This is a genomic window from Paenibacillus sp. JJ1722 (genome assembly GCF_048282685.1).
Lineage (GTDB): Bacteria > Bacillota > Bacilli > Paenibacillales > Paenibacillaceae > Paenibacillus > Paenibacillus polymyxa_B.
Window position 1 is genome coordinate 5363984 of the sequence record NZ_CP182500.1, and the last position, 14174, is coordinate 5378157.

Genomic DNA, 14174 nt, shown 5'->3' on the forward strand with positions numbered 1-14174 from the left:
CGTTCCCATTTATGATTTTTCTGTATTTTCCATTTGTGCAATTCCGAACGTAATCAACTCTCTTAATCTGTCCAAATGTCCATCACAATAAAGAGATCCAACCAACCCTTCCAGTGCAGTGGCATGCCGATACTCAAGCACATCAGCATTTTTGGGCAAACTTCCTGATTTAGCATTTCTTCCTTGTCGGACAATATCGCGTTCTTCTTCCGTCAGTACCTTTTCCAATAGCCCCAACATGCGACTCTGCGCCTTGGCGGAGACTAGCCCTGTGGCTCGCCGATGCAGATGGTTTGGACGCAGGTTAGGCTGAGCCAACAAATATTGCCGGACAGCTACCTCGTACACTGCATCACCAATGTAAGCTAGTGCAATGGGGGGCATCAAACGGGCTGGCTTGGATGCAGGGTACGGGAACCAGTTCCCCGTACCCTCCGATGCTTCTGAGTTCATTGGCTTATCACTCATTTTCGCCGCCACCGCATACCCTGCGCCGTATCTTCAAGCACAATGCCTTTTGCAGCCAACAGATCGCGAATTTCGTCAGCTCTACCCCAGTTTTTGGTCTTACGAGCTTCGACACGTTCTGCAATTAACTGCTCGATTTCGTCATCCAGCAACTCTTCACTCGGTTCCGAATAAATGCGAAGTACGCTATTCATCGAATGAAAGGTATGCAATACAGCTTGTAGTTCCGCCTGATGTACGACATCTCGCTGCAACAAATGGTTTGCTTCGCTAACCCAATCAAATACAGCAGTAATCGCATCAGGTGTATTGAAATCATCATTCATTTTTTCGCCAAACTGCTGCAAAATTCCGTCGAGCTTCGTTTGCAGTTCCGTCGATACTCCCCCATTACCTTCCAGCGCATTAGCTAAACGATGCTTCACATTGGCAACTGCATTGGCGATCCGCTCGACACTGTTCTCCGCCTGACTCATAGTCTCTTGGTTATAGTTCAACGGATTCCGGTAATGTGTCGACAACATAAAATAACGTAAAGCCTCCGGCTTGTGGTGAGCGCGCAAATCTTTAACCAAAATACCATTACCGAGTGATTTCGACATTTTTTCATTATCTATGCGAATATATCCGTTATGCATCCAGTAGCGAGATAAAGGCTTACCCGTAATCACTTCAGATTGTGCGCATTCACATTCATGATGCGGAAATTGCAGATCCTGTCCGCCCCCATGAATATCCAGTGTATCTCCCAAATAATGGCGAGCCATAGCAGAGCATTCGATATGCCAGCCTGGTCGTCCATCTCCCCAAGGGCTCGACCAATGAATTTCACCCGGCTTCGCTGCCTTCCAGAGTACAAAATCCTCGGCATTTTCCTTGCGTTCATCCACATTGATGCGAATTCCGAACTGAAGCTCTTCCAGATTTTGACCTGATAGTTGTCCGTAATCTTTGAACTTTTTGGTCCGATAGAATACATCGCCATCATTTTCATAAGCGTAGCCTTTGTCTACCAATTCCTTAATAAAATCAATAATCAGGTCCATACTCTCTGTTACACGAGGGTTCATGCTGGCAGCAGGAACATTCAATCCTGCCAGATCCTCATGGTAGGCAGCAATAAATTTCTCAGCAACTGCCGAAACATCCATATCAAGTTCCCGAGCTTTGCGGATTAGTTTATCATCGACATCCGTAAAATTCACCACATAGTTTACATCATAGCCCAAGTACTCCAGGTAGCTCCGCACCACGTCAAATACAATTACAGGTCGTGCATTGCCAATATGAATGTAATCATACACGGTAGGTCCGCATACATACATTTTAACCTTTCCAGGCTCCAGTGGCACAAAAGGCTCCCGACTCCTCGTCATTGTATTATAAATTTGAAGCGGCATTGTTATGTTCCTCCCTCATGAAAATCATTTTTCTAATTTATTCTCTTGGGTCACCTGATGTTTCTGAGCGGATGGCCCATCCTTCAAATCAGATATTTCTGCACGCAAACGTTCAATTTCCCGTTGAAGTTCTCTCATAGAGTCCACAACCGGATCAGGCAATTGATGACTAAGTCGGTCTGGCCGCCTACCATCCTGTCTGACAACTCGCCCCGGGATGCCCACCACCGTACTGTTTGGTGGGACTTCTTTGAGCACAACCGAGTTGGAGCCAATGTTGGACTGTGCCCCAATCGTAAAAGAGCCCAATATCTTCGCACCAGAGCCGATAACAACATTATTCCCAATGGTCGGATGGCGCTTCCCTTTCTCTTTCCCAGTCCCGCCGAGTGTGACCCCCTGATACAATACGACATCGTCGCCAATCTCACAGGTTTCACCGATGACAACTCCCATGCCATGGTCAATGAACAGCCGATCTCCGATACGAGCGCCAGGATGAATTTCAATGCCTGTCATAAACCTCGATACCTGGGATATAACACGGGCTAGAGTACACCAGTTTCGCAAATAAAACCAATGTGCGATTCGGTGTGCCCAAAGGGCATGAACGCCGGAATACGTAAAAATGACCTCAAGCTTACTCCGGGCGGCCGGATCATTATCCAAAACAGTCTGAATGTCGGATTTGAAATGTCTGAACATGTCGCCCTCCTATTCCCTTCATATCCTTGCCGCATCATCACAACACTTCACGTTCCGCCAATTTTCGCATCCACCAGCACTCTTCGACATTTTTCTATCTATAATGAGTCTGAGTCTGATAAAAAAGAAAAAGCGCCTCCGCAGCCTAAGCTGCAGAGACGCATGAACGTGGTCCCACTCTGCTTCGAACATACCTGCTGCATAAAAAAGCAGAGCAGTTCGTCTTTAGCGTCCTGTAACGGGAACGACTCGGCACGCCCTTGTCACATCAGCATTTGACGCTAATGAGAGTTCGGGCGCACGGCTCCCAGGCGCATTTCCTCCGCAGGTCATCTGGACGGCTCTCAGCCTGGGGTTTCCCCTCGACCGTCCTCTCTGGCAGATGCCCTTATGCAGTGTACTTCTCCTGTTCGCAGCCTTTACACGTAAATATCAATCCGTATCAATGGAGTCATTATAGCGAAAAGACAACAAATTGACAAGAAACATCAGCCTTTAATTTGTGCCTTAAGACGATCCAGTACCTTGTCACGTCCGAGCAAAAAGATAGTTTCATTCAGATCCCGTCCATGAGTTTGGCCTGTAAGAGCCACACGAATCGGCATGAATAGTTGTTTTCCCTTAAAACCGGTTTCCTTTTGAACTTCCTTGATCAGCTTAGCCATTTGTGGAGCTGTAAATTCCTCGCTCGTTTCAACTTTACCTGCAAAAGCTCTAAGTACCTCCGGAACCTGCTCTTCGGCCAATACAGCTGCTGCTTCAGCATCCAGTTCCAGATGTGAACGGAAAAACAACTCAGACAACGCTACAATATCGGCTGCAGAAGTCATCTGTTCCTGGTATAAGCGAACCAGGGCCTTAGCCCAATCCAGTTGTTCCGCAGACAGTTCAGTCGGCAACAGCCCCGCTGCCTGGAGATGTGGAATCGCCATGCTGGCAATTCGCTCAGGATCAGCCTTTTTAATATAGTGATTGTTCAGGTAAGCAAGCTTATTTGTATCAAACACAGCCGGACTTTTGGACAAACGATTAGGATCGAAAATCGAAATCAGTTGTTCCCGATCATAGATCTCTTCTTCGCCTTCCGGGGACCAGCCCAGCAGTGCAATAAAGTTGAATATAGCTTCTGGCAGATAGCCCAACTTGTCATACTGCTCCATGAACTGAATAATGGATTCGTTACGCTTACTGAGCTTTTTGTGATCCTCGCCTACAATCAGCGTCATATGACCGAAGCGTGGCGGCTCCCAGCCAAGAGCTTCAAAGATCATCAACTGCCGCGGTGTATTGGAAACATGGTCTTCGCCCCGTAGTACATGCGATATTTTCATCAAATAATCGTCAACTGCTACAGCGAAGTTATATGTCGGAATACCATCCTTTTTGACGATAACAAAATCGCCGCTTTCCTTGGAATTGAATGTAATTTGACCTTTTACGATATCGTCAAACGTATATTCACGATCTTCCGGTACGCGAAAACGAATACTTGGTACACGGCCCTCTGCTTCAAATGCTTGGCACTGTTCTTCTGTTAGATCACGATGTTTCCCAGAATAGCGTGGTGTCTCCCCACGTGCCGTCTGCTCTTCACGCTCGCGCTCCAGCTCTTCTTCAGTGCAGTAACAACGGTAAGCCAAACCACGGTCCAGCAAATCCTGCCAGTACGTTTTATATATGTCCAAGCGTTCAGTCTGACGATAAGGTCCAAACTCGCCTCCCACGTCTACGCTCTCATCCCAGTCCATACCCAACCATTTCAAATATTTAAGTTGGCTTTCTTCTCCGCCCTCAATATTGCGCTTCACATCTGTGTCTTCGATACGAATAATAAATTTCCCACCTTGATTGCGGGCAAACAAATAATTAAATAATGCCGTTCTGGCATTTCCAATGTGCAGATGCCCTGTAGGGCTTGGTGCATAACGTACACGAACTTCCGTGCTCATATAATCTCCTCCAAATTGAATTACTCAAGATGATAGCATTTACCTGATAAGACAGACAACCGATTGAGCCGCGATTCCTTCACCCCGTCCGGGAAACCCGAGTTGCTCTGTCGTGGTCGCCTTGACGTTCACCTGGGATAGCTCCTCTGCTTCCAGCGCCCGAGCGATGACTTCATTCATCTGCGGAATATACGATGCCATTTTGGGCTTTTGTGCGATAATCGTAGAATCAATATTCCCCAAGCGATATCCTCGCTCTTTAGCTAGTCCCCACACATGCTCCAGTAGCTTAAGACTGTCGGCATCCTTAAATTCTGGGTCGTTATCCGGAAAATGCTTCCCGATGTCTCCCAAGCCAAGCGCGCCCAAGATGGCATCGCTAATGGCATGCAGCAGCACGTCTGCATCGGAATGGCCCAACAAACCTTTTTCATACGGTATATTCACACCTCCGATGATGCATGGCCTTCCTTCCACCAGCTGGTGGACGTCAAATCCTTGTCCCACTCTGATCACTTGATATCCTCTCCCTCTGTTTTTACCCATAACGCCGCCATATCCAAATCCTCAGGCGTAGTAATTTTGATGTTCTTGTAGCTGCCTTGAACGACAGTAACCGGAATTCCAAGCCGCTCTATCAGCATAGAATCATCTGTTCCCAAGAATCCCGACTGCTCCGCTTCCTCATAGGCTCGCAGCAGATCGGAAAGACGAAAAGTCTGTGGCGTTTGAATACTCCACAGACTTCGGCGATCCGGCGTTGCTGTAATGATACCATCCCCGTTCACTTGCTTGACTGTATCCTTTACAGGTACTGCTGCTACAGAAGCACCAGTACGCTGGGCTGCCTCAAGGCATGAACGTACAAGCTCAGGTTGAATTAGTGGACGCACACCATCATGCACCATCACCCAATCCGCTTGTAAGTGGCGCAGACCGCGATAAACCGAATGCTGGCGTTCACTGCCACCAGCCACCACCCGTACATTTTTACCGATTTTGTATTGATGAATCCAATCTCGGCAGCGTTCCACATCTCCTGTCCCAGTCACCATCACCATTTCATCCACTTCGGGCATAGCTGCGAATATTTCAAGTGTATGTATGAAGATGGGCTTGTCCCGCAAAAGCAGAAATTGCTTGCTCTCCTGCGTCCCCATACGGGAGCCGCGCCCTGCTGCCACAATGACAACTCCTACCCGATTGTTCATTCAAATAACTCCTGCCCTGATCGCACTTGGACGATCCGTATGATAACACATCTACTTCATCATACCGCGTTTATTGAGCTTTTTCCAATAATTTCGGTTTGGCAAAGATCATACGGCCGGCTGAGGTCTGAAGTACACTCGTGACCAGCACCTCCATCAGAGAGCCAATATAGTCACGTCCGCCTTCTACAACAATCATCGTGCCATCATCCAGATAGGCTACACCCTGCCCATGCTCCTTGCCGTCTTTAATAATCTGCACCATAATTTCCTCACCGGGCAATACGACAGGCTTCACTGCATTCGCCAAATCGTTAATATTCAGCACTGATACACCTTGAAGTTCGCATACTTTATTCAGGTTAAAATCATTAGTTACAACTTTACCCTGTAACACCTTTGCCAGCTTAACCAACTTACTGTCGACCTCTGAAATTTCCTCAAAATCACCTTCGTAAATGAGTACATTTACATCCAGTTCTTTTTGGATTTTATTCAAAATATCCAGACCTCGCCGTCCACGATTACGCTTAAGTAAATCTGATGAATCTGCAATATGCTGAAGCTCCTCCAGCACAAATTCAGGAATTACAATTGTTCCTTCAATAAAACCTGTCTTGCAAATATCCGCAATACGCCCATCTATAATGACGCTGGTGTCCAATATTTTATGTTCCTCCAGCTTGCGTTCTTCTACACCCGTTCCCCGACCAAAAAAACCAGAACTCCAAAAGGATGACAGCTCGTCCCGCTTTTCTAGCCCAACCATCAATCCTACATATCCGCATATCACGGTAACAGCCGTCTGGATAAGTTGACCCGGGGCCCCCAACCATGAAAAAAGCGGGTAAACTGCTAAGGAAAGTATCAATCCCACCGCTAAACCAATCACACCTGCCATCATCTCGTTCATCGGAATTCGTACCAAGCCTTCAATGCCCTGCTGCAACCGATTCGCCACGGATGCCCCTGCGAATGAACACCCAGCCATAAATAGCACTGCTCCCGCCATCATCCAAACAATCATTCCTGGTAAAGACCCATCACTCAACCATTGCGGCATCCACGTTACAATGCCTCCTACCCGCTGGTATAACGTATAGCCAAACCATGCTCCGCACAATCCTGTAAAAGTTAAAATAGCCTTTCTCCACATTGAGTCTCTATACCTCCTTTATTTTCTTTTCATATAGTCTGCTATTTATTGGATACATAGCATTTCTCTTACCAGTATGATCCATTTTCATCATAACTAACCCTGTGTTTTCACTTTTTATGCATAAAAAAAAAGCATTTATCTCCCTGAAATGCTTCAAGGAAATAAATGCTTATTCTTATTCTTATTCTTATTCTTGCTTGATACTAACGCTGTGAATGACGATATTGATCGTCCTGTTCTTCCTGACTGGAACGCTCCCGACCACGTCCACGTCTGCGTGACAGCTTACGAATGTTCAGCTTCATGCCATACAATGCATACAGCACCAGCGGTACAAAAATCAGCTTCGACAGCTGGTCAGGGAATTTAACAGCCAACACCACCGCTGCAATTACGACCCATGGAGCAACCCAGATCGCTTTTTTGGGGAGGCCGACCTTTTTAAAATTAGGATATCTCATGGAGCTGACCATCAAATAAGAAACCAGCAACATGGCAATCGACATGTATAACAATGAAATATCGTTATGGAATAAGGACAAAGTGGCTAATACGCCACCTGCTGCCGGAATTGGCAAACCCGTAAAATAACCTGGTACACCAGGACGTACGTTAAATCGAGCCAAACGCAACGCTCCGCACATCGGGAAAATGGCAGTAACCGTCCAAGCGAGAGCCGAATTCGCATCATGAAAAGCAACCATGTACATAATAACTGCGGGAGCAACACCAAAAGATATCATATCTGATAAGGAGTCCAGTTCTTTACCGAATTCGCTTTGGGCATTCAGGACCCGGGCCATCCTTCCATCCAGTCCGTCCAACAACATGGCGACAATAACCATAATAGCGGCAAGACTGTATTTTCCGTCTACAGCCAATAAAATGGCGATCATTCCGAGAAACAAGTTACCTAAGGTACACATGTTCGGAATTGATTTGGTAATCATCTCTTCACCTCAATGTATGAATTGTTCCATTATAATCCTTTCACTGTATTACATTTACATTTGCCTGTCAATGAAAACTTGTTCCTGCAAACGTTTAAGACCTTCTTTAATCGTACGCGCACGAACCTCTCCAATACCATCCACTTCATCCAGTTCTTCTATCGTTGCTGTCATGACATGCGGAAAACGTCCAAACCGCTCCACCAGATTATGAATAATCACATTCGGCAAACGCGGTATCTTGTTCAGTACCCGATAGCCGCGTGCAGCAATATACTCTTCTGATGTCGCAGCTGAAGAAGGGTAGCCTAGTAAACGTACAATATGATTCACATCTAACAATTCGTCGTCCGTAGAACGTTTGAGTCCCAATATAATTTCACGAATCTTCTCGTCGCTATCGTCTTTGGCATAATCCTTATACAGCAACCATGCTTCTTCCTCAATGTTGCTGACAAGCTCTTCCATCTGCATACTAATCAGACGGCCTTCATTTCCGAGCTCGTTAATAAATCGTTTGATCTCCATTTTGATGCGCAGCACCATTTCGATCCGCTGGATGACATTAACGACCTCCGGCATGGTAACCAGCTCTTCAAATTCAGAAGCTGTCAAATTCGTAGAGGCTTGCCCCAACACGGATCTATATTTTTCTAACGTCTGAATAGCCTGATTGGCTTTCGTCAAAATAACCCCGATTTCCTTGAGCGCATACCGTAATGTCCCCTGATACAAGGTAATAATATTACGCCGCTGGGAAATAGAAACCACTAGTTTGCCAGTCTGCTTTGCAACTCGTTCTGCTGTCCGGTGCCGAATTCCTGTTTCAATTGAAGAAATGGAGGAGTCCGGAATCAGTTGCGTATTGGCATATAAAATTCGTTTTAAATCCTCGCTCAATATGATTGCGCCGTCCATTTTAGCCAACTCATACAAATAGTTCGGCGAAAAATCACAATTAATGGAGAAACCGCCATCCACCACTTCCATAACTTCTGGGCTATAGCCAACGACCAGAAGAGCACCCGTTTTGGCACGCAAAACGTTTTCCAACCCGTCGCGAAAGGGAGTTCCCGGTGCCACAAGCCGCAGCAAATCGTTCATTTTATCCAGTTGGCTCGCTTCTTTCATTCTCAATGCCCCCTAATCTAATGCGGCTGCCAGTGCATCTGCCACCGTTCCTACTCCTATAATTTGAATCCCTTTCGGATGTGTCCAGCCCTTCAAGCTTTTCTCCGGCATGATCACCCGTTTGAAACCTAGTTTCTCCGCTTCCCGTACTCGCTGTTCTGCTCGGGATACCGCACGTACCTCACCTGTCAGTCCCACCTCGCCAAAAATCACATCGTATGGCTTGGTAGGAGCATCCCTAAAGCTGGAAGCAATGCTCACAGCTATAGCCAAATCCACCGCCGGTTCATCCAACTTCACGCCTCCAGCTACGTTGAGATAGGCGTCCTGGTTTTGCAAAAACATGCCCATCCGCTTTTCTAGCACGGCTATGATTAATCCCATTCGATGATGATCGACTCCTGTGCCCATTCGGCGCGGAGATGGAAAATGCGTAGCTGCAATCAATGCTTGCAGTTCAACCAATACAGGTCGGGTTCCTTCCATACTGGCTACAACAGTAGAACCCGCTACCCCCAGTGGTCGTTCAGACAGGAATAGTTCAGAAGGATTTGACACCTCACGCAAACCGCTTTCAGCCATTTCAAAAATACCAATTTCATTTGTAGAACCGAAACGGTTTTTAACTGCACGCAAAAGCCGATACGTATGATGACGCTCTCCTTCAAAATAAAGCACACAATCAACCATATGTTCCAACAAACGTGGACCTGCAATGGCCCCTTCCTTGGTCACATGTCCTACCAATACCGTAGCAATACCTAGCCCCTTGGCAATTCGCATAAAGCGTGAAGTACACTCCCGCACCTGAGCCACACTACCTGGTGCACTCGTCACCTCAGGCAAATATACGGTCTGTATCGAGTCGATGACCAAAAATTCCGGCTTCAAGCTGTCCACCGCTTCTTCAATCGTCTCCAAATTCGTCTCACATAATACGTATAGGCTGGGGGACAAGGCACCGAGCCGATCTGCACGTAGTTTCGTTTGACGGACAGATTCCTCACCAGACACGTACAGCACCTTTAAACCAGTTAAAGCTAGCTCATTAGATGTTTGCAGCATAAGCGTAGATTTACCGATTCCCGGATCACCGCCCACCAAAACGAGTGAACCCGGCACCACACCTCCACCGAGTACTCGATTCAATTCGCCAATTCCCGTCAAAATTCGTGTTTCTTTGCCACTCTCCACCTCTATAATAGGCAGTGGCTTGTCTTTTGTGCTATGAGTAAGAAGGGAAGACCCCATTCCTTGAGTTTTTACAACGCTTTCCGTTTCTTCGACCATGGAATTCCACGCCTGGCATCCAGGACATTTTCCGTACCATTTGGGCGATTCATAACCACATTCCGTACAGGAAAATTTAGTTTTCACTTTAGCCATACTTTATTCCTGGGCTCCTTATTGACGACGATAATGTCAAATTTATGTTCATACAGCCCAGAAAGAGCTGTAACAATAAAAGTTTACCATTGAAGCTTGGCGGACGTAAAGCAATATCACAAACTTTCCCAAAGCATTTACCCAACCATTTCACCGTGTTTTATACATAAAAAGGGTGTCTTCGCAATAGCTTTCCAGCCTGCGAGACACCCTTTTCTACTATTTATTTAGTAAACTGCTTTAGGACTTGGCAGATACATTATCCTTTTTCGTTACAGTCAATGCACCATTCTCCTCATCAATGAAGAGAGAGTCACCCTTAGTAATGTTGCCAGTCAACAGTTCCTCGGACAGGCGATCTTCAATATGCTTCTGGATTGCACGACGCAATGGACGCGCACCATACGCTGGATCAAAGCCTTCCTTGGCAAGGAATTTTTTAGCGTTGTCTGTCAACTCGAAGTCCACCTCATACTCATTCAGACGCTTACGCAGCTCCTCAGACATGAGTGACACAATTTCGGCAATATGTTTTTCTTCGAGAGAATGGAAAACGATAATTTCATCAATCCGGTTCAAGAACTCAGGACGGAAGCTTTTCTTCAGTTCATCCATCACTTTGCCCTTCATATTATCGTAATCCGCCCCAGCGTCCACTACAGCTGTAAAACCAAGCGTGGAGTTACGTTTAATCGCCTGTGCACCAACATTAGATGTTAGGATGATGAGTGTGTTACGGAAATCGACGACACGACCTTTGGAATCTGTTAGACGACCATCTTCCAGCACTTGCAGAAGAATATTGAATACTTCTGGGTGTGCTTTTTCAATTTCATCCAGCAACACAACAGAGTATGGCTTACGACGTACCTTCTCAGTCAGCTGACCGCCTTCTTCATATCCAACGTACCCTGGAGGTGCTCCTACCAGACGGGACGTGGAGTGCTTCTCCATATATTCGGACATATCAATACGGATAACCGCATTTTCATCTCCAAACATGGATTCAGCCAAGGCGCGTGCCAATTCTGTTTTACCAACCCCAGTTGGGCCGAGGAAAATAAAGGAACCAATTGGACGCTTCGGATCTTTCAGTCCGGCACGTGCCCGGCGAATCGCCCGGCTTACTGCCTTAACTGCTTCATCCTGTCCAATTACCCGCTCATGCAGCAACTCTTCCATATTCAACAAGCGGTGTGTTTCTTCCTCTTTCAGCTTGCTGACTGGAACACCTGTCCAGATTGCAACGACCTGAGCGATATCCTCTGGTGTAACTTCAGAATCTGTACGACCCTGTTGTTCTTTCCATTGGTTTTTCGTCACGTCTAGCTCTTCACGGATTTTTTGCTCTGTATCACGCAACGCTGCCGCTTTTTCAAACTCCTGACTTTGTACCGCTGAATCCTTTTCCTTACGGATATCTTCCAGACGGTTTTCCAGCTGTTTCAGGTTTGGCGGTACAGTGTAAGAATTCAGCCTTACTTTGGAGCCCGCTTCATCAATAAGGTCAATAGCCTTATCTGGCAGGAAGCGGTCGGTGATATAACGATCTGACAATTTTACAGCCGCTTCAATAGCCTCATCTGTGATCTTTACACGGTGATGCGCTTCGTAACGGTCACGCAGGCCGTACAAGATTTGAATCGCCTCTTCTGGAGAAGGCTGATCCACTGTAATTGGTTGAAAACGACGCTCCAAAGCAGCATCTTTCTCAATATATTTGCGGTATTCATCCAGCGTGGTCGCACCGATGCATTGCAGCTCGCCACGTGCCAGAGCAGGCTTAAGGATGTTGGACGCATCAATTGCGCCTTCCGCTCCACCAGCACCAATCAGCGTATGCAGCTCATCAATGAACAATACGATATTACCCGCTTGACGAATCTCGTCCATAATTTTTTTCAAACGATCCTCGAATTCACCACGATACTTGGTGCCTGCTACCACAGAACCCATATCCAGTGTCATTACGCGCTTGTCGCGCAACGTTTCAGGAATCTCATTTGCTATAATTTTTTGGGCCAATCCTTCGGCAATCGCTGTTTTACCTACCCCAGGCTCACCGATCAGAACCGGATTGTTCTTTGTACGGCGGCTGAGCACCTGAATTACGCGTTCAATTTCCTTGCTACGCCCAATAACAGGGTCCAGGTTGTTTTCCTTCGCAGATGCCGTCAGATCGCGTGCCAGACTGTCCAGAGTTGGCGTGCTGACATTAGCTGGAGCACCGTGATGGCTGGAAACAGCCTCGCTGCTGCCGAGCAATTGAAGCACTTGCTGACGCGCTTTGTTCAGACTGATGCCCAAGTTGTTCAGTACACGCGCTGCTACGCCTTCACCTTCACGAATAAGACCAAGCAAAATATGTTCTGTACCTACATAGGTATGGCCCAGTTTGCGGGCTTCATCCATAGACAGTTCGATGACTTTTTTGGCGCGTGGAGTATAGGCAATGTTCGTCGGTTGCTCTTGACCGCGTCCAATCAGCGTTTCCACTTCATCCTGGATTTTTTCCAGTCCCAGCCCTAAACCGATTAAGGCTTTCGCGGCTATTCCTTCACCTTCACGAATGAGGCCTAGCAAAATGTGCTCTGTGCCAATGTTGTTGTGTCCCAATCGAACAGCTTCTTCCTGAGCCAAAGCAAGCACTTTCTGTGCACGTTCCGTAAATCTTCCAAACATCATATATCCTGCACCTCCACAGTGTGTATTTCAGATCATTCTATATATTAAAGGGTTGTGCCTAATTTTTGCCGGATCAGCTTCGCCCGGTACATATCGCGCTCTTCGGTATTCATTTTATCCCCAAAGCTTTTTTGCAGGAACCCGGGTTGTGTCATCACATTCAGCTCATTCATCGCTGCGGTGGAAGGACGCTCCAAAATCCCTAAATCTACGCCAAGACGTACATCGGATAGCCGCTGTGCAGCCTCCTTGGAATCCAATACTGCTGCATATGACAAAATACCGAATGAACGCATCACCCGATCTGTAATTCGCAGCATAGATTCATTCATTAGCCTTTCTCTGGCAGAACGCTCGTGCTCAATAATTTGTAGCACCACGCCATGTAGATTCTCAATAATCTCCGCTTCGGTTTGTCCCAGTGTAATCTGATTAGATACCTGAAACAAATTTCCGACCGCTTCGCTGCCTTCACCGTAAATGCCACGAACTGTAAGACCTACCTGTGAAACAGCAGACAATATACGATTGATTTGATGAGTCATAACTAATGCAGGCAAATGCATCATCACCGAAGCTCTCATACCTGTGCCGACATTCGTCGGACAACTGGTCAGAAAACCTCTCCGATCATCAAATGCATAATCAACATGCGCTTCAAATGCATCATCAATAATCATAGCGCGTTCCCAAGCTTCCCTAACCTGACATCCCGGATATAAGCACTGGATACGCAGATGATCCTCTTCGTTTATCATAACACTAACCGATTCATCATCGCTAATTAAAACAGCACCGTTACGAGATTCGTTCGCCAAATTTGGACTAATCAAATGCTTCTCAACCAGCACCTGCTTGTCGATCTCATCCAACTCGGATATTTTCAACGTATGAAAAGTACCAAAACCGCCTAAATCATCATACTGAAGGATATCCGTCAAGCGTTGAAGTGCTTCTTCCGACTGCTGATTGGTAGCAAGCATGGGAAAAGGCAGATGCTGCAAGTTACGCGCAATTCTCACCCGGCTGCTAATGACAATCTCCGAATCCGCAGCATCACCACGCATCCAGTCACTTAGCGGCTTCTCCGTAAATCGAATATTGGGCATTACGCATCCCTCCTACTCTTC

12 protein-coding genes are annotated in these 14174 nt (G+C 46.6%); all 12 read right to left on the reverse strand.

The genetic code is table 11. The features are described 5' to 3' along the window. Positions 1-9 precede the first annotated feature (9 nt). The 12 genes from ACM1ND_RS23955 to ACM1ND_RS24010 all read right to left on the reverse strand — a co-directional run bounded on the left by ACM1ND_RS23955 (position 10) and on the right by ACM1ND_RS24010 (position 14153). Complete coding sequence (locus tag ACM1ND_RS23955; protein WP_028542623.1) at positions 10-468, reverse strand: Mini-ribonuclease 3; 459 nt, start codon at positions 466-468, stop codon at positions 10-12. Next, positions 465-1868: a cysteine--tRNA ligase gene (gene cysS, locus ACM1ND_RS23960; RefSeq protein WP_025723808.1), complete on the reverse strand. Its 1404-nt coding sequence runs from the start codon at positions 1866-1868 to the stop codon at positions 465-467. The genes ACM1ND_RS23955 and cysS overlap by 4 nt, the downstream gene beginning before the upstream one ends. A gap of 24 nt (positions 1869-1892) precedes the next feature. Next, positions 1893-2573 (reverse strand): serine O-acetyltransferase, encoded by a 681-nt coding sequence (gene cysE / locus ACM1ND_RS23965; protein WP_013312176.1) that lies wholly within the window; start codon positions 2571-2573, stop codon positions 1893-1895. Positions 2574-3061: 488 nt separating this feature from the next. Then, the gene (gltX, locus tag ACM1ND_RS23970) at positions 3062-4522 is read right to left on the reverse strand and encodes a glutamate--tRNA ligase (RefSeq protein ID WP_028542624.1); all 1461 of its coding nucleotides are present in this window, start codon (positions 4520-4522) and stop codon (positions 3062-3064) included. 39 nt (positions 4523-4561) lie between these two features. Beyond that, a complete protein-coding gene (ispF, locus tag ACM1ND_RS23975; protein WP_076265419.1) occupies positions 4562-5038 on the reverse strand; it encodes a 2-C-methyl-D-erythritol 2,4-cyclodiphosphate synthase in 477 nt (158 codons plus the stop codon). After that, complete coding sequence (gene ispD, locus ACM1ND_RS23980) at positions 5035-5733, reverse strand: 2-C-methyl-D-erythritol 4-phosphate cytidylyltransferase (RefSeq protein WP_053326187.1); 699 nt, start codon at positions 5731-5733, stop codon at positions 5035-5037. Before ispD ends, ispF begins: the two co-directional genes overlap by 4 nt. 70 nt (positions 5734-5803) lie before the next feature. Continuing rightward, entirely contained in the window at positions 5804-6889 is a 1086-nt protein-coding gene (locus ACM1ND_RS23985) for a PIN/TRAM domain-containing protein (protein ID WP_023990569.1), read from the reverse strand. A 206-nt stretch (positions 6890-7095) separates the two neighbouring features. Continuing rightward, positions 7096-7842, reverse strand: coding sequence for a CDP-diacylglycerol--serine O-phosphatidyltransferase (pssA, locus tag ACM1ND_RS23990; protein ID WP_023990570.1), 747 nt, complete (start codon positions 7840-7842; stop codon positions 7096-7098). 54 nt (positions 7843-7896) lie between these two features. Next, positions 7897-8973: a DNA integrity scanning diadenylate cyclase DisA gene (gene disA / locus ACM1ND_RS23995; RefSeq protein ID WP_013373290.1), complete on the reverse strand. Its 1077-nt coding sequence runs from the start codon at positions 8971-8973 to the stop codon at positions 7897-7899. Positions 8974-8985: 12 nt separating this feature from the next. Further along, positions 8986-10359: a DNA repair protein RadA gene (gene radA / locus ACM1ND_RS24000; RefSeq protein WP_013312184.1), complete on the reverse strand. Its 1374-nt coding sequence runs from the start codon at positions 10357-10359 to the stop codon at positions 8986-8988. Positions 10360-10599: 240 nt separating this feature from the next. Then, positions 10600-13044 carry an ATP-dependent protease ATP-binding subunit ClpC gene (gene clpC / locus ACM1ND_RS24005; RefSeq protein WP_023990572.1) on the reverse strand — a complete coding sequence of 815 codons (2445 nt, stop codon included), beginning with the start codon at positions 13042-13044 and terminating at the stop codon, positions 10600-10602. Between the two features lie 44 nt (positions 13045-13088). After that, on the reverse strand, positions 13089-14153 hold the full coding sequence (locus ACM1ND_RS24010; protein WP_071558181.1) for a protein arginine kinase: 1065 nt from the start codon (positions 14151-14153) through the stop codon (positions 13089-13091). Positions 14154-14174 lie beyond the last annotated feature (21 nt).

What these genes read in the sequence shown, in the direction of transcription:
- ispD (WP_053326187.1), bottom strand. Translation starts at nt 5,733, where the DNA reads ATGAACAATCGGGTAGGAGTTGTCATTGTGGCAGCAGGGCGCGGCTCC.
- ACM1ND_RS23985 (WP_023990569.1), bottom strand. Translation starts at nt 6,889, where the DNA reads ATGTGGAGAAAGGCTATTTTAACTTTTACAGGATTGTGCGGAGCATGG.
- ACM1ND_RS24010 (WP_071558181.1), bottom strand. Translation starts at nt 14,153, where the DNA reads ATGCCCAATATTCGATTTACGGAGAAGCCGCTAAGTGACTGGATGCGT.
- disA (WP_013373290.1), bottom strand. Translation starts at nt 8,973, where the DNA reads ATGAAAGAAGCGAGCCAACTGGATAAAATGAACGATTTGCTGCGGCTT.
- clpC (WP_023990572.1), bottom strand. Translation starts at nt 13,044, where the DNA reads ATGATGTTTGGAAGATTTACGGAACGTGCACAGAAAGTGCTTGCTTTG.
- ACM1ND_RS23955 (WP_028542623.1), bottom strand. Translation starts at nt 468, where the DNA reads ATGAGTGATAAGCCAATGAACTCAGAAGCATCGGAGGGTACGGGGAAC.
- cysS (WP_025723808.1), bottom strand. Translation starts at nt 1,868, where the DNA reads ATGCCGCTTCAAATTTATAATACAATGACGAGGAGTCGGGAGCCTTTT.
- gltX (WP_028542624.1), bottom strand. Translation starts at nt 4,522, where the DNA reads ATGAGCACGGAAGTTCGTGTACGTTATGCACCAAGCCCTACAGGGCAT.
- pssA (WP_023990570.1), bottom strand. Translation starts at nt 7,842, where the DNA reads ATGATTACCAAATCAATTCCGAACATGTGTACCTTAGGTAACTTGTTT.
- cysE (WP_013312176.1), bottom strand. Translation starts at nt 2,573, where the DNA reads ATGTTCAGACATTTCAAATCCGACATTCAGACTGTTTTGGATAATGAT.
- radA (WP_013312184.1), bottom strand. Translation starts at nt 10,359, where the DNA reads ATGGCTAAAGTGAAAACTAAATTTTCCTGTACGGAATGTGGTTATGAA.